Source organism: Dongia rigui (assembly GCF_034044635.1).
Taxonomy (GTDB): Bacteria; Pseudomonadota; Alphaproteobacteria; order Dongiales; family Dongiaceae; genus Dongia; species Dongia rigui.
The window spans coordinates 685317-706232 of the sequence record NZ_JAXCLX010000001.1 but is presented as its reverse complement, the minus strand read 5'-3'; the positions used below and the strand labels follow the sequence as shown (position 1 = coordinate 706232).

Below are 20916 nucleotides of genomic sequence, written 5' to 3'. Positions count from 1 at the left end.
CCGGTCGACTGCCCTATTCGGCAGCCGTTTCTCCGGTTCAGCTCTTAAAGTACGATTGCAGCGGCGCGACTGCAAGCTCTCCGGCAGCCAGCGCCCCCACGGCGTCGACGGCCGCCACGGCCCCCGACAGGGTCGTATAATAGGGAATCTGTCCCATCAGGGCGGCCCGGCGCAAGCTGAAACTGTCGCCGACCGCCTTGTTGCCGGCCACCGTGTTAAAGACCAGCTTGATCTCGCCGCGCTGCATCGCCTCGACGATATGGGGCGAGCCCTGATGCACCTTGTTGATGGCGCGCACATTGAGGTTCTGGTTGCGCAAATAGGCCGCCGTCCCGGGGGTCGCACAGACGTCAAAGCCCATATCGAGCAGGCGCTTGGTGGCCTTCACGATCGCGGGCTTGTCCTTGTCCTTGACCGAGATGAAGACCGTGCCGCTCTTGGGCAGATTGAGGCCGGCGCCGAGCTGCGCCTTCAGGAACGCGCGGGCAAAGTTGGAATCGAGCCCCATGACCTCGCCGGTCGAGCGCATTTCAGGCCCCAGGATGATGTCGACACCCGGGAATCGCGCGAAGGGGAAGACGGCTTCCTTCACCGCGACATGGTGGCGCAGGCTGGTATTGAGGTCGAAGGCCTTGAGCTTCTCGCCCGCCATGACGCGTGCCGCGATCTTGGCGATGGGGAGGCCCGTCGCCTTGGCGACGAAGGGCACCGTCCGGCTGGCGCGCGGGTTGACTTCCAGCACATAGATGTCGGCACCCTTGATCGCGAACTGCACGTTCATCAGGCCGACGACATTGAGGCCCTTGGCCAACGCTTCGGACTGGTTGCGCAATTCCGCGATCACCTGCAGCGGCAGGGTATGCGGCGGCAGCGAGCAGGCGGAATCGCCCGAATGAATACCCGCTTCCTCGATATGCTCCATGATGCCGGCGACATAGACGTCGGTCCCGTCGGCCAGCGCATCCACATCGACCTCGATCGCATCTTCCAGATAGGAGTCGATGAGGACCGGATTGTCGCCGGAAACCTGGACGGCCGTGCGCATATAGCGGCGCAGCTGGCCGATCTCATGCACGATCTCCATGGCGCGGCCGCCCAGCACATAGGATGGGCGGATGACCACGGGATAACCGATCTCGCCGGCGATCTTCTCGGCTTCATCCGTCGAGCGGGCGATGCCGTTCTTGGGCTGGCGCAGCTTCAGCTTGTGCAGCAGTTGCTGAAAGCGCTCGCGGTCCTCGGCCAAATCGATCGCGTCGGGCGACGTGCCGAGGATCGGAATGTTCGCGGCCTCAAGGGCAGCCGCGAGTTTCAGCGGCGTCTGTCCGCCGAACTGCACGATGCAGCCCAGCAGCTTGCCCTTGCTCTGTTCGACCCGCGCAATTTCGATCACGTCCTCGGCAGTGAGCGGCTCGAAATAGAGGCGGTCGGAGGTATCGTAATCGGTCGACACAGTCTCCGGGTTGCAATTGACCATGATGGTCTCGACGCCCGCTTCCTTCAGCGCGTAAGCGGCGTGGACGCAGCAATAGTCGAACTCGATCCCTTGTCCGATGCGGTTCGGGCCGCCGCCTAAGATGATGACCTTGTTGCGCTCGCTGGGCTTGGCTTCCGTCTGCGCCGGCTCGATGCCGTTGCCCTCATAGCAGGAATACATATAGGGCGTGTCGGAGGCGAATTCGGCGGCGCAGGTGTCGATGCGCTTATAGACCGGATGCAGATCGAGCTTCAGGCGGTGTGCCGTCACCTCCGCCGGCTTCTTGCCGACGAGCTGCGCGAGACGCGCATCGGAGAAACCCATCTTCTTCAATCGCAACAGGCCCGGCTTGGTTTGCGGCAGGCCCTTGGCCTTCACCTCCGCCTCGGCCTTCACCAGATCTTCGACCTGGCGGATGAACCAGGGATCGAATTTCGAGGCGCCCTGGATTTCCTCGACGGTGAGGCCCTGGCGCAAGGCCTGGGCGATCACCAGCAACCGGTCCGGCGTCTGCTTGGCAAGCTGCGCCAGGATCGTCGGCTTGTCGTCGCCGTCGAGCACCACTTCATTAAGGCCGTTGAGGCCCGTTTCCATCGAACGCAGCGCCTTCTGCAGCGACTCTGCAAAAGACCGGCCGATCGCCATCGCTTCGCCCACCGACTTCATCGAGGTGGACAGGATCGCTTCGGCGCCGGCGAATTTCTCGAAGGTGAAGCGCGGCATCTTGGTGACGACATAATCGATGGTCGGCTCGAACGAGGCCGGTGTCACCTTGGTGATGTCGTTCTTCAACTCATCCAGCGTATAGCCGACGGCGAGCTTCGCCGCGATCTTGGCGATCGGAAAGCCGGTCGCCTTCGACGCCAGGGCGGATGAGCGAGAGACGCGGGGGTTCATTTCAATGACGACCAGGCGGCCGTTATCGGGATTGACGGCGAACTGCACGTTCGATCCACCGGTATCGACGCCGATCTCGCGCAGTGTCGCGATCGAGGCGTTGCGCATGATCTGGTATTCTTTGTCGGTCAGCGTCAGCGCCGGCGCGACGGTGACGGAATCGCCGGTATGCACGCCCATCGGGTCGATGTTCTCGATCGAACAGATGATGATGCAATTGTCCGCCTTGTCGCGGACGACTTCCATTTCATATTCCTTCCAACCAAGGACGGATTCCTCGACCAGCACCTGGCCGACGGGCGAGGCCTTGAGGCCGCCCTCGACGATGCGCATGAAGTCTTCCTTGGTGGGCGCGATGCCGCCGCCGGTGCCGCCCAATGTGAAACTGGGGCGGATGATGGCGGGAAGGCCGACATAGTCGAGCGCCTCAAGCGCTTCTTCCATCGTCTCGACCTGGCGCCCGCGCGGGCTTTCCAGGCCGATACGGTCCATCGCCTCGCGGAATAGGAACCGGTCCTCGGCCATGTCGATGGCCTTGGCATTGGCGCCGATCAATTCGACGCCGAGTTCGGCAAGCTTCCCGGACTTATGCAGCGCCATCGCCGTATTGAGTGCCGTCTGCCCGCCCATGGTGGGCAGCACGGCGTCAGGGCGTTCCTTCTCGATGATCTTCGCCACCACTTCCGGCGTGATCGGCTCGACATAGGTCGCGTCCGCCAGATCCGGATCGGTCATGATGGTGGCGGGGTTCGAGTTCACGAGGATGACCCGGTACCCCTCCTGCCGCAGCGCCTTGCACGCCTGCGCCCCCGAATAATCGAACTCGCAAGCCTGCCCAATAACAATCGGCCCCGCGCCGATGATCAGGATCGATTTAATGTCAGTGCGTTTGGGCATGATGGGTCTCAATCTTTTGCGCCGAGGGCGCGGAGTATGTCGTGAAGAACGCCGGCTTCGTTTTCGAGAAGCTGATTGTTCCAGAATCGGATGACGGTGAAACCTTGGCTTTCGAGCCACGCCGTTCGTTGCTCATCTCGCGCACGCTGCGTCGTCGCATCGTGCTGACCCCCATCAAGCTCAATGACGAGCGGTGGGCGATAGCAGACGAAGTCGACGATATAGGGGGCGACAGGCTCCTGACGGCGAAATTTGTAGCCGGCGAGCTGTTTAGCGCGCAGCAAGCGCCATAAGCGCTTTTCAGCCTCGGTCGAAGACTTGCGCAATTTCTTCGCACGCTCTTCGCCCATGGCCCCCTCTCCCTAACCCTCCCCCACGCAGGGGGGAGGGAACCAGATTGTGCCGTCTGAAACACCGAATGTAATGACACCCTCGATGGGACTCCCTCCCCCCCACGTGGGGGAGGGTTGGGGAGAGGGGGTGTCTCAACCGGCTCGGTCATCGCATCACTTCTTCTTCGACTTCGCGATGTTCTCGACGAAGCGGTGGAAGAGGTAGTGGCTGTCCTGCGGGCCGGGGGAGGCTTCCGGGTGATATTGGACCGAGAAGACCGGCTTCGATTTCATCGCCAATCCCTCGACGCAATCGTCGAAGAGCGAGCGGTGCGTGATTTCGACATCCTTGGGCAAGCTGTCGGCCAGCACTTCGAAGCCGTGATTCTGGCTGGTGATCTCGACCTTGCCGGTGCTGAAATCCTTCACCGGATGATTGGCGCCGCGATGGCCGCGATGCATCTTGGAGGTCTTGCCGCCCAGCGCCAGCGCCAGCATCTGATGGCCCAGGCAAATGCCGAAGATCGGCAAATCCTTGGCGATGAGGTCCTTGATCACCGGCACGGCATATTGGCCGGTTGCCGCCGGATCGCCGGGGCCGTTGGAGAGGAACACGCCGTCCGGCTTGTGGCGCAGCACGTCCTCGGTCGAGGCGCTGGCCGGCACGACCGTTACATCGCAACCTGCATCGGCAAGGCAGCGCAGGATGTTGTCCTTGGCGCCGTAATCGATGGCGACGACCTTGTATTTCGGTGCTTCCGCTTTCTGATAGCCGCCCTCCAGCTTCCACGGGCCGCCATCCCAATGATAGGTCTGCCGGCAGGTCACATCCTTGGCGAGGTCCATGCCATCGAGGCCCGGCCAGGCCTTTGCTTCCTTGACCAGCGCCGGAATGTCGAATTGGCCTTGGGCGTTGAAGGCGATGACGCCATTGGGCGCGCCGGCATCGCGGATGCTGTGGGTGAGCGCGCGGGTATCGATGCCAGAGACGGCAAAAAGATTGTTGGCCTTCAGCCACGCATCGAAGCCTTGCGTCGCGCGCCAGCTTGAGGGCTCGGTGATATCGAGGTTGAGGATGGCACCGCGCGCGGCAACGCGCTGCGTCTCGACGTCCTCGGGATTGGCGCCGACATTGCCGACATGCGGGAAGGTGAAGGTGATGATCTGGCCGGCATAGGAGGGATCGGTCATGATCTCCTGATAGCCGGTCATCGAGGTGTTGAAGCAGATCTCGCCGACTGCCTTCCCTTCGGCGCCCAAGCCTCGGCCCTTCAGCACGGTCCCGTCGGCAAGGACGATGACGGCCGTGGCAACGGGCATCTCGTCGGAAGCGGGCGCGTGGGCAGAGTTGGTCGCGGCGGTCATGCGCGGGCCTTTGCTTTGAGTTCAAGAAATGGGAGGCGGGCCAACCTGGGCAGCCGCCTTCAGCTCAAAGAGCGCCAGCCGCAAGTTGGGAGTTTCTATTCCGTGACAGCCCCCACGTCAAGCAGACTGTCGAAAAGAATAGCGTGCATTTTCAATGGTTTGGCGGCGATCAGCCGCATGGACTCGGTCAGGCGAATCCTGTAGTGTCCGGCCTTTCCACTATACCTCACCCGAACGGATGGCGCCCATGCTGCGGCAGCAGATCAATGATGATGTCAAAACGGCCATGAAGGCCAAGGACGAGGCGCTCTCGGGCCTGCGGCTCATCACGGCTGCCATCAAGGACAAGGACATCGCCGCCCGCCCCGGCAATATGAACGGCATTTCCGACGCCGAAATCATCGACATGCTGCAAAAGATGGTGCGCCAGCGCCAGGAGAGCATCGAGATGTACACCAAGGGCAACCGCCCCGAGCTCGCCGCCAAGGAACAGGGCGAGATCGACGTCATCAACCGCTATCTCCCCAAGCAGCTCTCCGAGGCCGACACCCAGGCCGCGATCGCCGCCATCGTCGCCGAGACCGGTGCCAGCTCGATCAAGGACATGGGCAAGGTGATGGGCCTCCTCAAGGAGCGCTTTGCCGGCCAGCTCGATTTCGGCAAGGTCGGCGGCCTGGTGAAGGCGAAGCTCGGCTAAGGCCCGCTTCACATGGCGCTGCTGCCGCAATTCCTGGAAGAGCTGCGCCGCCGCGTCTCGATCTTCGATGTCGTGGGTAGGCGCGTGCGGCTCAACCGGCGTGGCCTGCAGGCGACCGGCCTTTGCCCGTTCCATAACGAGAAAAGCCCCTCCTTTCATGTCTATGAAGGGCCGGACGAGCCGCATTACCACTGCTTCGGCTGTGGTGTGCATGGCGACGTCATCACCTTCGTCATGGAGACGGAGGGGCTGCAATTTCGCGATGCCGTCGAAAAGCTCGCTGGCGAAGCGGGGCTCGAAATCCCGCGCGACAGCCCGGAAGCGCGCGAGCGCGCCGAGCGCCAGGACACCTTGGCCGGGGTCATGGAACTCTCGGCCAAGTTCTTCGAATCGCAATTGGGGGGTAGCGCCGGCCGCGCCGGGCTCGATTACTTCCGCCGCCGCGGCCTGACCCCGGAAACGATCAAGCGCTTCCGTCTCGGCTTCGCCCCCGATGGCTTCGAGGCGCTGAAATCCAAGCTCGCCAAGGAGAACATCCCGGAAGGCGTCTCGCTCGAATCCGGCATGCTGGTGAAGAACGACGAGACGGGCCGCGTCTATGACCGCTTCCGTGGCCGCGTCATGTTCCCCATCATGGACGCCAAGGGCCGGGTCATCGCTTTCGGCGGGCGCGCCTTGGGCGACGAGAAGCCGAAATACCTCAATTCCCCGGAAACGCCGCTCTTTCACAAGGGGCGCACGCTCTACAACCTCAATCACGCCCAGAAACCCGCCCGCGACAAGAACGAGATCATCGTCGTCGAAGGCTATATGGACGTGATCGCGCTGGCCGAGGGTGGCTTCCCGCACGCGGTGGCCCCTCTTGGCACGGCGCTCACCGAAGACCATATCCAACTCCTCTGGCGCTTCGCGCAGGAGCCGATTCTCTGTTTCGACGGCGATGCTGCCGGCCAGAAGGCCGCGGCGCGCGGTGTCGAACGGGTGCTGCCGCTCCTCAAACCCGGCCTTTCGCTGCGATTTGCCTGGTTGCCGCAGGGCCAGGACCCGGATGACCTCATTCGCGGGCCCTCGAATGGCGGTGGCGCTGGGGGTGGTGCCGGTGCCATGCGCCAGGTGCTGGAAAAGGCGCAGCCGCTGGTCGATGTCCTCTGGGCGGAGATTCTGGCGGGGCGGACCCTCGATACCCCAGAGCGCCGCTCGGGCTTTCGCCGCGATCTCCTCGGTGCCATCAACCGCATCGCGGATAAGGGCGTCCAGGAGGATTACCGGCGCGAAATGCTGGGGCGCCTCGACCAGATGTTTGCCGGCCCCGGTCAAGCGACCGGCCGGGCGGCGCCAGTTGGGGGTGGATTCCGCCCGCAACGCTTTGGCCGCTTTGCCAATGTTCGCCAGCCTGGCCAGCCCTTCCAGCATTTCGACGGCGGCGGGGAGGCGGCCCGAAAGGGGACCGCCAATGTGAAACGCCTGCCGTTCGAGGTGATGCTGGCGGTCCTTATTAACCATCCCGACCTGCTGCACCGGCACGGGGAAGCGGCCGCATTGGTGCCCATTCCCGACCGTCAGCTTGACAAGCTTAAGGGGGCCTTGTTAGACCTCGCCTCCCGACATCCGGACCTTGACGCCGGCGAGCTTAGGAACCATTTGATGGAACTAGGTTTCTCCGCGGCGATCGAAGCCCTGGTTCGGCACACGGGAACGATCAGATTTGCCCTTCCTTCGGCCGGGTTAGCCCAGGCTGAGGCGGGGCTTTTGCACGTTATGGCCATTTTGCGCGAGACCGAGATCACGGTGGAGCTGGAAGCGGCGGCACGGGCCCTGGAGGAAGATATGTCTCAGGAGAACCTCGACCGCTTCCAGGCGGCGCAGCAGCAGAAGCTGGAAGCGGAAAGCCGGCGGCGCGATCTGGATCTCGCCGACACTGAACATTTATTCAAAAGTTGAACGGCTGTTCAGCCGCAACGACAGATGCAGTTAAAGACGCTCAAAGAGCTCAGGTGAGAAATTAGATGGCAACCAAACCCACCGCGAAGCCGCAGGCCGATGCCAACAAGCCCAAGGAAGAAACCGCAGAAGGTCCCTTGATGGACGGCATGAATGCCGCCGTCCGCAAGATGCTGGCCAAAGCCAAGGAACGCGGCTACGTCACGGTCGACGAGCTCAACGCCGTCCTGCCGCAGGAACAGATGTCTTCCGAGCAGATCGAAGACACGCTGGCCCTCCTCAACGACATGGGCATCAACGTTGTCGAGAATGACGACAGCGAAGAAGGCGAAGAGGAAGCCAAGCCCGAGGCCGAGGGCGAGGAAGAAGAAGGCAAGGCTGCCGGCAATCTCGGCGACAGCGATGTCGGCCGCACCGACGACCCCGTGCGCATGTATTTGCGCGAAATGGGCTCGGTCGAGCTGCTCTCGCGCGAGGGCGAAATCGCCATCGCCAAGCGCATCGAAGCCGGCCGCGACATGATGATCGGCGGCATCGGCGAAAGCCCGACCACCCATCGCAGCATCGTCGAGTGGCGCGACAAGCTGAAAGCCGGCGAGCTGCTGCTGCGCGACATCATCGATCTCGATGCCAGCATGGGCGGTGGCCCGGGCTCGGAAGAGGAGATGCTGCGCGAGAACGAGGCGGCCCTCGAAGGCGAAGAGCCCGAGGCGGAAGAGGCCGAGGGCGAGGCCACGGGCGAACCCAAGGCGCCGGGCGCCGAGGGCGATGGCGAGGAAGAGGCGGCGGTGTCGCTGGCTTCGATGGAACTCACCCTCATGCCGCAGGTCCTCGAGACCTTCGACAAGATCGCCGCCCTGCAGAAGAAGCTCGAGAAGGTGCAGTTGAAGCGCCTGGAGACGATTCTGGCCGGCGAGGAACTCAACCCGCGTTCGGAAAAGGCCTACGAGAAGCAGAAGCTCGAGATGGTCGATCTGATGCGCACGGTGCGCCTCAACAACAACCGCATCGAAGCGCTGGTCGACCAGATGTACGGCCTCAACCGCCGCCTGATGGGGCTTGAGGGCCAGCTGCTGCGCCAGACCGCCAAGGCCGGCGTGAAGCGCGAGGAGTTCCTGCAGAAGTATTATGGCTCGGAGCTCGATCCCAAATGGATCGCCAAGGTCGGCAAGCTGACCGGCAAGGGCTGGAAGAAGTTTGCGACCGACCACAAGGACGATGCCAAGAACATCCGCAGCGGCATCGCCGAGATCGCGGTCCTCCTCAACCTGCCGATCGGCGATTTCCGCCGCATCGTCAACACGGTGCAGAAGGGCGAGCGCGAAGCATCCCGCGCCAAGAAGGAAATGGTCGAGGCGAATTTGCGTCTCGTCATCTCCATCGCCAAGAAATACACCAACCGCGGCCTGCAATTCCTCGATCTCATCCAGGAAGGCAATATCGGCCTGATGAAGGCGGTCGATAAGTTCGAATACCGCCGCGGCTACAAGTTCTCGACCTACGCCACCTGGTGGATCCGCCAGGCGATCACCCGCTCGATCGCCGACCAGGCCCGCACCATCCGCATCCCGGTGCATATGATCGAGACGATCAACAAGCTGGTCCGCACCAGCCGCCAGATGCTCCATGAAATCGGCCGCGAACCGACGCCGGAGGAATTGGCGGAAAAGCTGCTGATGCCGCTGGAAAAGGTCAGGAAGGTCCTCAAGATCGCCAAGGAACCGATCAGCCTCGAAACGCCGATCGGCGACGAGGAAGACAGCCATCTTGGCGACTTCATCGAAGACAAGAACGCCGTGCTGCCCTTGGATGCCGCCATCCAGGCCAATTTGCGCGAGACCACGACCCGCGTGCTCGCCACCCTCACCGCGCGCGAGGAACGCGTGCTCAGGATGCGCTTTGGCATCGGCATGAACACCGACCACACGCTGGAAGAAGTCGGCCAGCAATTCTCGGTGACGCGCGAACGTATCCGCCAGATCGAGGCGAAGGCGCTCCGTAAGCTGAAGCATCCCAGCCGCTCGCGGAAGCTCAGGAGCTTCCTCGACACGTAATTCTGGCGACAGTCATTCCCTCACCCGTCATGGCCCGCTTCAGGCGGACCATCCACGAGTTTGTCGGCGACTGAAGTAAGGTAACTCGTGGATGCCCCGGCCAAGCCGGGGCATGACGAGCAGGGGAGAAGGCGCCGTCCCGCGCGCCTTTTGGGGGCCCGTAGTTCAGCGGTTAGAACGCGCCGCTCATAACGGTGTTGTCGGGGGTTCGAGTCCCTCCGGGCCCACCATTCCTCCAGGTTTCATAAATTGGCCCGCTCAGTTGCGGGATAGAAGCCGGAGTGTCGTCATGACGGAATATTCGGCCCACGCGCCTGTCTATGATCCGCAAGAATTGGAATGGCCGCTGGTAGCGCGGCAGCATGCGGGAGATGTCGAGAGCATGACGGCGCTGTTCGAGGCAGATGCGGTGATCGATTGCGGCGATGGCAAATTCATCCGCCGCCGCGGGGCCATTCGCACTTTCCATGTCGAGATCGCCGCCGACGGGCGAAAGTTCGCGATGGGCGAACAGCGGCCGGCGCTGATTTGCAGGGATCTCGCCATGACCTCGACGCGCCTGCGATGGCGACGTCACCACCGAAGTCGCCCGTCTCCGGCGCGATGGCAGCTGGCTATGAGTAATCTACCGCTATGCGGTGAAGTGACACCTACCGCGCGATGCTCTTAAACGCGCCTTCTTTACGCGCGAATGCGTGAAACAGGCCGGTTGGTGCACGCCCAAGTCTTCTATTGTAACGCGCAAGTGCCTTTCACGAATGCTCAGCAAGCATCAATCATGTCTGACGCAAAGCGGCCGGACGAGCAGGTGAGTAGTGCTTTGACGTGACAAGTCGCATCTGTCGTCAAGATAGTGCCGAATATAGCTGAATCATTTCCTCAACAGCGGCTCGCAGATTGACCTTTAAACCTGTAGAAAGCGTCGAGATCATTCTCATTTCAGACGGGTGGGCAAAATTGAAACTCCCAACCTCTCCCCAAGTCAATTTGTGTTGATACTTCCAGGTTCCGCTGAGAAGCTCTTCGGTGCTTACAATGTGGCCAGCCGCGATCAATACCGGCGCATGAATATCAAATAGCGTATCCTTCTCATCTCGGACATTCGATATTCCTATATTAACCCCGCTCCGTAGCCTTGCCTTCTTTGTCCCGCCATTCATGCAAGCGCCAACTTCGAGCTGAAACAACCATGTTCGATCGAGGCGGCCAACATGTTCGTTGCCTGTGATGGCGTGATAGAAATGGCCGTTCCCGCCGCTGTTTGCGAGGCTAGACATCAATACACCGCCTAGCTGTGCATGCTCAAGTTCCTGCTTCAACTCCGCGATTGTGTCGACAAACGCGCCGAGTACGCGATCTCTTTCCGTCTCGGCTTTGTGTTGAAGTTGCTGGCGCCTTGATATTGTGGATTCGTATGTTTCAGTCAGCGAAACAATCTGCCGTCTTAGCGGTCGCAAGTCTGTTATGGTCGTTGCTGGAGGGGTGGGCTCCAGCCATAAGGCAAGAGCGTCTCTCACTTGGTGCATTGTTGGGCGCGCGCTTGGGGTCAAAAGCGTCATTGATTCAAGAAGGCCGTCGATGCCCAGCGACGGCGCACCAGCCAGATAGGCCGATATTGTTAGAGCCGGAGTGTCGCGAGTATGTGTGCCGGGCAGCGGATATTTTTGACCCGTTGCCAATCGCCAAAGCAACTTTCCCAGTGAATACACATCAGCGGACTTGCCATTGGCGTTGAGAGAGTCATTCAACATCTCGGGTGCAATATAGTGGGCGGGCCCGAGCTTTTCGCCGGCTTTGGTTGAGGATTGCTTGTTTTCGAAATCGGCTAATCCGAAATCACCAATAAACCAGCGATCCTTGAACCATAGAATGTTAGCAGGCTTGATATCTCTATGTGAATATCCTCGATCATGCATCTGGCAAAGTGTCGTGGCCAGTTGCAAGCATAGCTGAACAGTTTGTGTTAAATTAGATGGCTTTTCATCGGCCCTGTCGAGCGGAGTGGCCAGAGCGGAGACTAACCAGCCATTGCGGTCGGCAGGGCTGCTGAAATTGGAGTCAAGCAAAGGGAGGACGCCGAGAATATCTTGGCATTCAAGCATCGTCTTAGCTTCGTCATAGAAGCGAAGACAAGCTTCTTTCCTTTGAGAGATCCAAGGATGAAGCGTCTTCATTGCGCCGATGCGGCCGCTTGCGTCTTTAACTTTCCATACAGTACCGTTGCCGCCTTTGCCGATTTGTTCGGCGACACTCCACAGACCTACAATTTGTCCTTCAACGATCTTCACTATCTCTCCTCAATGGAGCCGGCAAGCTACGACTTATAACAACGGGCCGCGCGCAAGATAGCTCTCCTAAAAGCTGATAGTCAAAATATGAGATGCCATTGCGGAATCTGTGGGGCCTGCTTTTCTGCTATTGTGAATCGATCCAACAGAGCCAAGACAAATGAGACTGAGGAACGTGAGATTGCTTCCGGCCAATTCCGCATTCTCGTTCTCGGCAGCCAGCGTATCGTAGCGGCATCGTAATCGCCCTTGCATGCGCCGCAATATTCAGCGCTTCCCAATGCAATCGAACCGCTCAATCCAACCAAGCGGTCTTGCTTACCGCGCCATGCTCTCGAACACCCCATCTTTCCGCACCAGGGCGTGGAAGAGGCCGGCGGCGATGTGGAGGAGGATGAGGGCGAAGAAGGCGAAGGCAAGTGTTACATGCGCGCTGTGGAGCAGTGTGAAGAGACTGGCGCTCGCTGGGGCGATGGCGGGGAGTTGGATGCCCCAGAGCAGCTTCACCGGATAGCCGCCGGCCGAGACCATGCCCCAGCCCAGAAGCGGCATCGCGATCATCAGGGCATAGAGCGCGTAGTGCGAGAGCTTGGCGGCGAGGCGCATCGGTTCGGGGAGGTCACGGGGCAGCGGCGGTGTGCCGGAGCGCACGCGCACGACGATGCGCAGCACAGCGAGGATCAGGATGGCGATCCCCAGAGTCTTATGTGTCGCAACCAGCGACACATAGGTGGGTGCGATGGTCGAGAGCATGCCGACGCCGATGAACAGCATGGCGATGATGGCGATCGCCATCAGCCAATGCAGCAGGCGCTGCAGGCTGTTGAAGCGGGGACCGGTGAAACGCGGGCCGTTGAAACCAGTGCCGTTGACGGGGCTTGTGGGGTTGCTCATGGCTGGGTGCCCTCCTGGCTCGCGTCGCCGCGCGGATAGTTCTTCTCCTCCGACATGCGCAACGCGAAGGACTTGGCGTAAGCCGCCGAGCGCGCCGCCGGGAAGGGGTCGTCGGAGACGGTGATGCCGGTGGGCAGGATGGTCGGGTCGAAATTGATATCGCGGCAGGGGCCGTCGGCTTCCGCCTGGATCTTGTCGACCGTGAGCGTGCCGAGTTCGACCGATTGGCGCTCCGCCGGCCACGCCTTGCTCGGATCGGCCGTGGGATCGCTGGGGTCGGCCACCGTCACCACCATGGTCCAGCGTTGCGGGGCGGCCGCCACGCGCGCGGTGATCTCTTCCGCCAGATGGTTGGGGCCGAGCTTGGCGAATTCCTCGGCGCTCAAGGCCTTGGCCTCGGCTTGGGGTTTCAATGACCAGCGCACCGCATGCTTGCCGCCCGAGGCATCGACGAACAGGAAGGCGTTGAGGCCGTTGAAGGTGTCGCCGGCATAAGAGTCGATCCAGGGGGCAGAGCCGGCCCAGGCGCCGAAGGCGGCGATCTCGGGATGGGCGGCGGCGAAGTTCTTCATGGCGTCGGGATTCTTGTCGCCCGATGCCTGCAGCAGCGCATAGAAGGCGTCCGGTGTCGCCACCGGGAAGATCGGCGGATCGATCATGGCCGAGCGCCACACATCGCCATTGGGCGTCGAGATCTGGAGGCCGAGCCCGCGCACACGCGAGGTGGCGTCGGAGGCGTTGGGATCGGGCGTGCTGAAATTGAAGCGGCCGATGACGGGATATTGCCCCGCTGTGAAAACCTGGGCTTTCGAGAGCGCGGTGCCGTTGCCATTCGCCTCAAACTGGCCGGTGAAGCAGATGCCCTTGGCATGGTTGCGCCGGTGGCCGAGTGCCGGACCGGTCGGTGGGGTGAGGGCCTCGACCAGCTTTGCGCCACTGAGGCGGTCGGGCGAGAGCCAGCCACCGGTATAGGCGAAGGCGCCGACGATAATGGCGATGACGCCGGTGATGACGGCCAGGGAAACGAAAGGGGAGCCTGGCGATTGCTGGGCCATATCTGAACCTCGGATTGCGGCGGGCGCGTGGTCGAGGATAGTCGCATATCGCCCGCGTCATCCGAACAGAAAAAGCCGGGCCCCGCAGATTTCGCGTTTGCCCAAATCGCCCCTTCGAGGACGGTGGTCATTCCGCTGTCATTGGCGGCGGCATGCCGGCCTTTCCGGCCGATCTGCGGGGCGCTAGCGCGGCCAGGGCATGGAGGCCAGCCTGCCCCGGCACCCCCCACCGAGGCTGCCGGCATTGAGCCGCCTCACCTAAGGGAAACGACGGGACGCGCCATTTTGCCGAAGGTCGGCGGCGGCAGCCTGAGACCCACGAAAATCTGGGTGCCGCGTTGATTTTGCGGGGTGAATCCACCTTGCACACCATACGATATTATTGCCGGAGGCGGCCTGGGGCTGTGAACCGCTTCACAGCAGACCCTGCCTTTCGATGCGCAAATGCGGTGTTGCCGGCATCGAGCCAGCGAAACCAGGGGCCGCCAAACGCCCCCCCGTCAGGAGACGACCGAGATGACCGAATTCACCGGATCCGCTGGAAACGACGTTCTGACCGGCACCGATTCCGAAGACATTCTCAATGGCCTGACGGGTGCCGACAAGCTCAGCGGCGGCAAGGGCAACGATTTCTACTTCGTCGACAATCCCGGTGACGTCGTTACCGAAGCGGTCAATCAGGGCAATGATCGCATCCTGGCGTCGGTCACCATCGCGGCGCTCGCCGCCAATGTCGAGGCCTTGTCGTTGCATGGTGGCGGCAATATCAACGGCACCGGCAATGCGCTGGACAATGCCATGATCGGCAATCTCGGCGACAACACGCTTGATGGCGGCGCCGGCAACGACACGATCTTTGGCGCAAACGGCAATGACATTCTCATCGGCGGGGCAGGTGACGATGCTTTGACCGGTGGCGCCGGCAACGATCAGATGAAGGGCGGCCTCGGCAACGATGGCTATACCGTGGAAGATCCCGGCGACATCGTGGTGGAGCTGGCCAATCAGGGCATCGATACGATCTCCACCGCGTTCAGCTTCGACCTTGCGACGAACGGCCTCAATGTCGAGAATTTGGTGCTCAGCGGCAGTGCCAATTTGGCCGGCACCGGCAACGATCTCGGCAATCTCATCACGGGCAATGCCGGGCTCAATGCCTTGTCCGGCGGCAAGGGCAATGACCAGTTGTTCGGCCTGAACGGCGCGGACACGCTGACGGGTGGCGATGGCGACGACCTGCTGGATGGCGGCACCGAGGCCGACAAGATGAGCGGCGGTCTTGGCAACGATACCTATGAGATCGAGAATGCCGGGGACGTCATCACGGAACTGACGAATGAAGGTATCGACACGGTCCGCAGCAAACTGGATTTCAGCCTGCTGGCGCAGGGCGCAAATGTCGAGAACCTGACCTTGCTGGGTGCCGACGACTTGGATGGCACCGGCAACGACCTCAATAACACGATCACCGGGAACGGTGGCCGGAACGAGCTCGATGGCGGCAAGGGCAACGACACGCTGATCGGCGGCAAGGGCGACGATACCTATATCGTCGACAGCATCGCCGACAAGATAACCGAAGCCGGCAATGAAGGCTTCGACACGGTCAGGTCGAGCGTCACCTATACACTGGCCGCCAATGTCGAAGTCCTGGAACTCACTGGCGCTGCGGACATAAACGGCGTCGGCAATGCATTTGAGAATTTCCTCATTGGCAATAGCGGCAAGAATGTGCTGAGCGGTGGTGCTGCCATCGATGTCTTGAACGGCCTGGCCGGCGACGACACGCTCAACGGTGACGCCGGCGATGACGTGATCAATGGCGACAGCGGGAATGATCTGCTGGCCGGCGGCGATGGCAACGACCAGATCGACGGCGGCGATGACAATGACGTCATGGATGGCGGCAATGGCGACGACCTCCTCAATGGCGGCGAGGGAAATGACAAGATCACCGGCGGCGCCGGCAATGACGAGCTCAACGGCGGCAACGGCATCGACACGCTGACCGGCGGCCTCGGCAATGATTTCTATTCCGTCCAGGATGCAAGCGACACCATTGTCGAACTGGCCGGCCAAGGCACCGATCTCATCGAATCCGCCGTGTCGTTCAGCCTCGCCACGCTTGCCAATGTCGAGAATTTGAACCTCGGCGGCAGCGCCGACACCGATGCCGTCGGCAATGATCTTGCCAATTTCATCAACGGCAATGATGCGAACAACACCGTTTCGGGCGGCAAGGGAAGCGACCTACTGTTCGGCAATTCCGGGACCGATACGCTGCTGGGCGGTGAAGGCAATGATCTGCTGGACGGCGGGTTTGGCGCCGATCAGATGAGCGGCGGGGTCGGCAACGATATCTACGAAGTCGATGATGCCGGCGACGCCGTCACCGAATTGCTGGGCGAAGGGACCGATACCGTTCGGGCGCGGCTGAGTTTCAGCCTCTTGGCGAATGGCGCCAATGTCGAGGTGCTTAGTCTCCTTGGCAGTGACGACATCGACGGGACCGGCAACGACCTCGACAATGTGATCACCGGCAATGAGGGCATCAATCAGCTTGCCGGCGGCAAGGGCAACGATACGCTGAATGGCGGCCTCGGCAATGACAGTCTGGACGGTGGCCTCGGCAATGACACGATGATCGGCGGCAAGGGCGACGATGCCTATATCGTCGACAGTGTCACCGACAAGATCACCGAGGCCGCCGATGAAGGTTTCGATCGGGTCCAGTCGACGGTCACCTTCACGCTCGGCGCCAATATCGATGCGCTCGAACTGGCCGGGGTGGGCGATATCAACGGTATCGGTAACGCGCTTGAGAACATTCTGGTCGGCAACAGCGGCAAGAATGTGCTGAGTGGTGGCGACCGCGCCGATCAGCTCGATGGGGAGGATGGCGACGATACGCTGAACGGCGATGGCGGCAACGACCGGCTTGAGGGCGGCAAGGGGAACGATTTGCTCTTTGGCGGTGAGGGCGATGACCAGCTGGAAGGCGGCGACGGCAACGACGTGATCGACGGCGGCAACGGCAATGACGCCCTCAATGGCGGCGATGGCAATGACAAGATGACCGGCGGTGCCGGCGATGACGAATTCAATTCAAATAATGGCGGCGGCATTGATACGATGATCGGCGGCCTCGGCAACGACGTTTATCACGTCGACAGCTCGACCGACATCATCACCGAGCTGGCCGGCCAAGGCACCGACTCCATCGAAGCCAGCGTGACATTCAGCATGGCGACGGCTCTCAATGTTGAAAACCTGGTCCAGGCCGGCGTCGGCGACATCGATGCGACCGGCAACGATCTGGGCAATGTGATCAGGGCGAACGAAGGCAAAAACACGCTGTCCGGCGGCAAGGGCAACGATCAGCTGTTCGGCGATGACGGGGCCGATACGCTGCTGGGCGGCGAGGGCAATGATCTTCTGAACGGTGAGTTCGATGCCGACAAAATGACCGGTGGCCTCGGCAACGATATCTATGAGGTGGACAATGGCGGGGATGTGGTCACCGAGCTGCTGGGTGAAGGTGTCGACATTATCCGGACCACGCTGTCCTTCAATCTCCTCGCGAATGGCGCCAATGTCGAAAATCTCGTTCTCCTCAACACCGGCAATCTCAACGGCACCGGCAATGACCTCGACAATGTGATCACCGGCAACGATGGCGCGAACCAGCTTGCCGGCGGCAAGGGCAATGACACGCTGAACGGTGGCCTTGGCGATGACAGCTTGGATGGTGGCACCGGCAACGATACCCTGATCGGCGGGAACGGCAACGATACCTATTTTGTCGACAGTGCGACAGACAAGATCACCGAAGGGGCAAACGAGGGCAACGAAGACACCGTCATCACCACGCTGGCGAATTTCACCCTGGGCGCCAATGTCGAGAATCTGACCTTCGATACCGGCACCGCTTTTGCGACTGGCATCGGCAATACGCTGAACAATGAGATTGACGGTGCCGGCGGCAACGATGTCCTGAGCGGCGGCGGCGGTGTTGACGTAATCGAAGGCTTCGCCGGCGCCGACCGCCTCAACGGAGATGATGGCAACGATGCTCTGCTCGGCGGCGACGGTGAAGACATCCTGAACGGCGGCAGCGGAAACGACAACCTGTTCGGTGGCAACGACAATGACGTCCTGAACGGCGGTGCCGGCAACGACTTCCTGTTCGGCGATGCAGGCGACAACACCCTCAACGGCGATGCCGGCGACGACGAGCTGACCGGCAACAGTGACGACGACATTCTGAATGGCGGCGACGGCAACGACCGGCTGGATGGCGGGGCCGGCGTCGACGTGCTGAGCGGTGGTGCGGGCAACGACCTCTTTTTTGTCCGTGATGTCAGCGACACCGTGATTGAGCTGGCCAATCAAGGCATCGACCGGGTGGTGAGCAATGTCGCCTTTGATCTTGCGGCCAGCGGGGCCAATATCGAGGAATTGGAGCTGAGCACCAATCTCAATTTGAATGGCAGCGGCAACGATCTCAACAATGTCATCATCGGCGGCAGCGGCAGCAACATCCTCTCCGGCGGCAAGGGCAACGACCAGCTCGATGGGAAGTCGGGGGCCGATACACTTATCGGCGGCCTTGGCAACGATACCTATGACGTGGACAATGCCGGGGACGTCGTCACCGAACTGGCGGGCGAAGGCATCGACATCGTTCGCAGCAAAGTGAACTTCAATCTGTCGACGACTGGCGCCAATGTCGAGAACCTGGTCCTGCTTGGTACCGGCGATCTCAATGGCGTCGGCAATGATCTCGACAATGTCATCACGGGGACCGACGGCGCCAATGAACTGACCGGTGGCAAGGGTAATGACACGTTGAATGGCGGCCTCGGCAACGACCGGCTCGATGGCGGCCTCGGCAACGACATCCTGGTCGGCGGCAATGGCAACGATACCTATATCGTGGACAGCCTGACGGACAAGGTCACGGAACTGGCCGGCGAGGGTGCGGCCGATATCGTTATCACCACGCTCTCGACAATCACGCTCGGTGCCAATGTAGAAAATTTGACGTTTGACGCCACTGTCAGCAACGCGACCGGGATCGGCAATGCGCTCGAAAACCGGATAAAGGGGGCTGGCGGAAACGACCTCCTCAGCGGCGCTGCCGGCAATGATTTTCTGGAAGGTCTTGCCGGCGCCGACACCCTCAACGGCGATGCTGGTGACGACATTCTCGACGGTGGCGACAACGACGACATCCTGAATGGCGGTGTCGGCAACGACACCATGTTCGGCAAGGCCGGCGCGGACACACTAAACGGCGGTGCCGGCAACGATTTCCTCCTTGGTGACGCCGGCAACGACATTCTGAACGGTGGTGACGGCGACGACCAGCTGGAGGGTGCGGTCGGCGCCGATACACTCGCCGGCGGTCTCGGCAATGACGTCTACTTTGTCGAGAATGTCGGCGACACGGTCGTGGAACTGGCCAATCAAGGCACCGATCGCGTGACGACCGACATCAATTTCGATCTCTCGGCCAAGGGCGCCAATGTCGAGGAACTGATTCTCGGCGGCAACAGCGCCATCATCGCTATCGGCAACGACCTCAACAATCTGATCCAGGGCAATGGCGTCAATAATGCCTTGTCGGGTGGCAAAGGGAACGACCAGCTGTTTGGCAATGGCGGCAATGATGTGCTGGTCGGCGACGATGGCAACGACGTGATGGACGGTGGCGCCGAGGGCGACAAGATGACCGGCGGTCTCGGCAACGATACGTACCAGGTCGACAATGCCGGCGATGTGGTGATCGAACTCACGGGTGAAGGTACCGACACGATCCGCAGCGGAGTGACGTTCAACCTGTTGGCGAATGGCGCCAATGTGGAGAACCTGGTTCTCGTCGGCAGCGGCCTCAATGGGACCGGCAACGATCTCAACAATGTCATCACCGGCGATCTGGGCGGCAACGTGCTTTCCGGCGGCAAGGGCAATGACACGCTGGACGGTGGGTCGGGGGATGACACTTTGGATGGCGGTATTGGCAACGACATCCTGATCGGCGGCAAGGGCGATGACACTTATTTTGTCGACAGTATCGGTGACAAGATCACCGAGAAGGCGGGCGAGGGTGTCGCGGACGCCGTCGTCACCACGCTCTCGACGTTCACCTTGGGTGCCGAACTGGAGAATCTGTCCTTCGACGCCGCCGTCGTTGGGGCGACCGCCACGGGCAATGCGCTCAATAACGATATCGAGGGCACAAACGGGAATGACAAGCTGGATGGCGCCGCCGGCAATGACACCTTGGATGGTGGCATCGGCAGCGATACGCTGATCGGCGGGGCCGGCGACGATACATTGGATGGCGGCAGCGGCGCCGATACGATGACCGGCGGATTGGGCAACGACATTTTCGTGATGAGCGATGCCGGCGACACGGTTGTGGAACTGGTCAATCAGGGGATCGACACGGTCATCGGCCAGTTCAATGTCGATCTCTCGACCAACGGCTTGAATGTCGAGAACCTTGATCTGCGCGGCGCCGGCACTCTCGTCGGTACCGGCAACGACCTCGACAATGTGCTCATTGGCAACCAAGGAATCAGCACGCTGTTCGGGGGCAAGGGGGCGGACACGCTGCTCGGCAATTTGGGCGCGGACAATCTCTTTGGCGGCGATGGCAATGACGTCATCGACGGCGGCCAGGGCGGCGATACGCTGGCGGGCGGCGCTGGAAACGACCTTTTTCTCTATCGGATCTCGAATACGTCCGAGCTTGCTACCCTTGGCGGCGATGTCATCAGCGACTTTGAAAGCGGCAAGGACAAGATCGACCTGTTCGATCTGTTCATCGATTTCGGCGTCAACGCCGCTGATCCCTTCGCTGACGGATTCCTTGAGCTAGAGGTCTCCGGCACCGATACCCTCATCAAGTTCGACAGCAATGGCGGCGGCAACAGCTTCGTCACGTTGGCGACCGTCAACGATAGCGTCGTCACCGCTGCCGACCTGGTCTTCTTTTGATGTGGGGTGGATGC

At 61.2% G+C, this 20916-nt stretch carries 11 protein-coding genes and 1 tRNA gene; 6 read left to right on the top strand and 6 right to left on the bottom strand.

All coding sequences use genetic code 11. From position 1 onward, the window contains the following. Positions 1-37: 37 nt before the first annotated feature. From carB to carA, 3 genes are all read right to left on the bottom strand, one after another. Positions 38-3271 carry a carbamoyl-phosphate synthase large subunit gene (gene carB, locus SMD31_RS03220; RefSeq protein WP_320499282.1) on the bottom strand — a complete coding sequence of 1078 codons (3234 nt, stop codon included), beginning with the start codon at positions 3269-3271 and terminating at the stop codon, positions 38-40. Positions 3272-3279: 8 nt separating this feature from the next. Next, positions 3280-3621, bottom strand: a complete 342-nt coding sequence (locus SMD31_RS03215; RefSeq protein WP_320499281.1) for an endonuclease domain-containing protein — start codon at positions 3619-3621, stop codon at positions 3280-3282. Positions 3622-3777: 156 nt separating this feature from the next. Continuing rightward, the gene (carA, locus tag SMD31_RS03210; RefSeq protein ID WP_320499280.1) at positions 3778-4968 is read right to left on the bottom strand and encodes a glutamine-hydrolyzing carbamoyl-phosphate synthase small subunit; all 1191 of its coding nucleotides are present in this window, start codon (positions 4966-4968) and stop codon (positions 3778-3780) included. 247 nt (positions 4969-5215) lie between these two features. Here carA and SMD31_RS03205 point away from each other — a divergent pair, with 247 nt between their 5' ends. The 5 genes from SMD31_RS03205 to SMD31_RS03185 all read left to right on the top strand — a co-directional run bounded on the left by SMD31_RS03205 (position 5216) and on the right by SMD31_RS03185 (position 10330). Next, on the top strand, positions 5216-5665 hold the full coding sequence (locus tag SMD31_RS03205) for a GatB/YqeY domain-containing protein (RefSeq protein ID WP_320499279.1): 450 nt from the start codon (positions 5216-5218) through the stop codon (positions 5663-5665). Between the two features lie 12 nt (positions 5666-5677). Beyond that, the gene (dnaG, locus tag SMD31_RS03200; RefSeq protein ID WP_320499278.1) at positions 5678-7606 is read left to right on the top strand and encodes a DNA primase; all 1929 of its coding nucleotides are present in this window, start codon (positions 5678-5680) and stop codon (positions 7604-7606) included. 65 nt (positions 7607-7671) lie between these two features. After that, positions 7672-9660, top strand: coding sequence for an RNA polymerase sigma factor RpoD (rpoD, locus tag SMD31_RS03195; RefSeq protein ID WP_320499277.1), 1989 nt, complete (start codon positions 7672-7674; stop codon positions 9658-9660). A 154-nt stretch (positions 9661-9814) separates the two neighbouring features. After that, a tRNA-Met gene (locus SMD31_RS03190) sits at positions 9815-9890 on the top strand. Between the two features lie 59 nt (positions 9891-9949). Then, positions 9950-10330 (top strand): Cif family virulence factor, encoded by a 381-nt coding sequence (locus SMD31_RS03185; RefSeq protein WP_320499276.1) that lies wholly within the window; start codon positions 9950-9952, stop codon positions 10328-10330. Positions 10331-10505: 175 nt separating this feature from the next. Here the strand turns inward: SMD31_RS03185 and SMD31_RS03180 are convergent, their stop codons facing one another. From SMD31_RS03180 to SMD31_RS03170, 3 genes are all read right to left on the bottom strand, one after another. Beyond that, positions 10506-11948: a serine/threonine protein kinase gene (locus SMD31_RS03180; RefSeq protein ID WP_320499275.1), complete on the bottom strand. Its 1443-nt coding sequence runs from the start codon at positions 11946-11948 to the stop codon at positions 10506-10508. Between the two features lie 318 nt (positions 11949-12266). Next, positions 12267-12842, bottom strand: a complete 576-nt coding sequence (locus tag SMD31_RS03175) for a cytochrome b (RefSeq protein ID WP_320499274.1) — start codon at positions 12840-12842, stop codon at positions 12267-12269. Continuing rightward, on the bottom strand, positions 12839-13897 hold the full coding sequence (locus SMD31_RS03170; protein WP_320499273.1) for a catalase family peroxidase: 1059 nt from the start codon (positions 13895-13897) through the stop codon (positions 12839-12841). The genes SMD31_RS03175 and SMD31_RS03170 overlap by 4 nt, the downstream gene beginning before the upstream one ends. A gap of 516 nt (positions 13898-14413) precedes the next feature. Here SMD31_RS03170 and SMD31_RS03165 point away from each other — a divergent pair. Then, complete coding sequence (locus SMD31_RS03165; RefSeq protein ID WP_320499272.1) at positions 14414-20902, top strand: hypothetical protein; 6489 nt, start codon at positions 14414-14416, stop codon at positions 20900-20902. Positions 20903-20916: the final 14 nt, after the last annotated feature.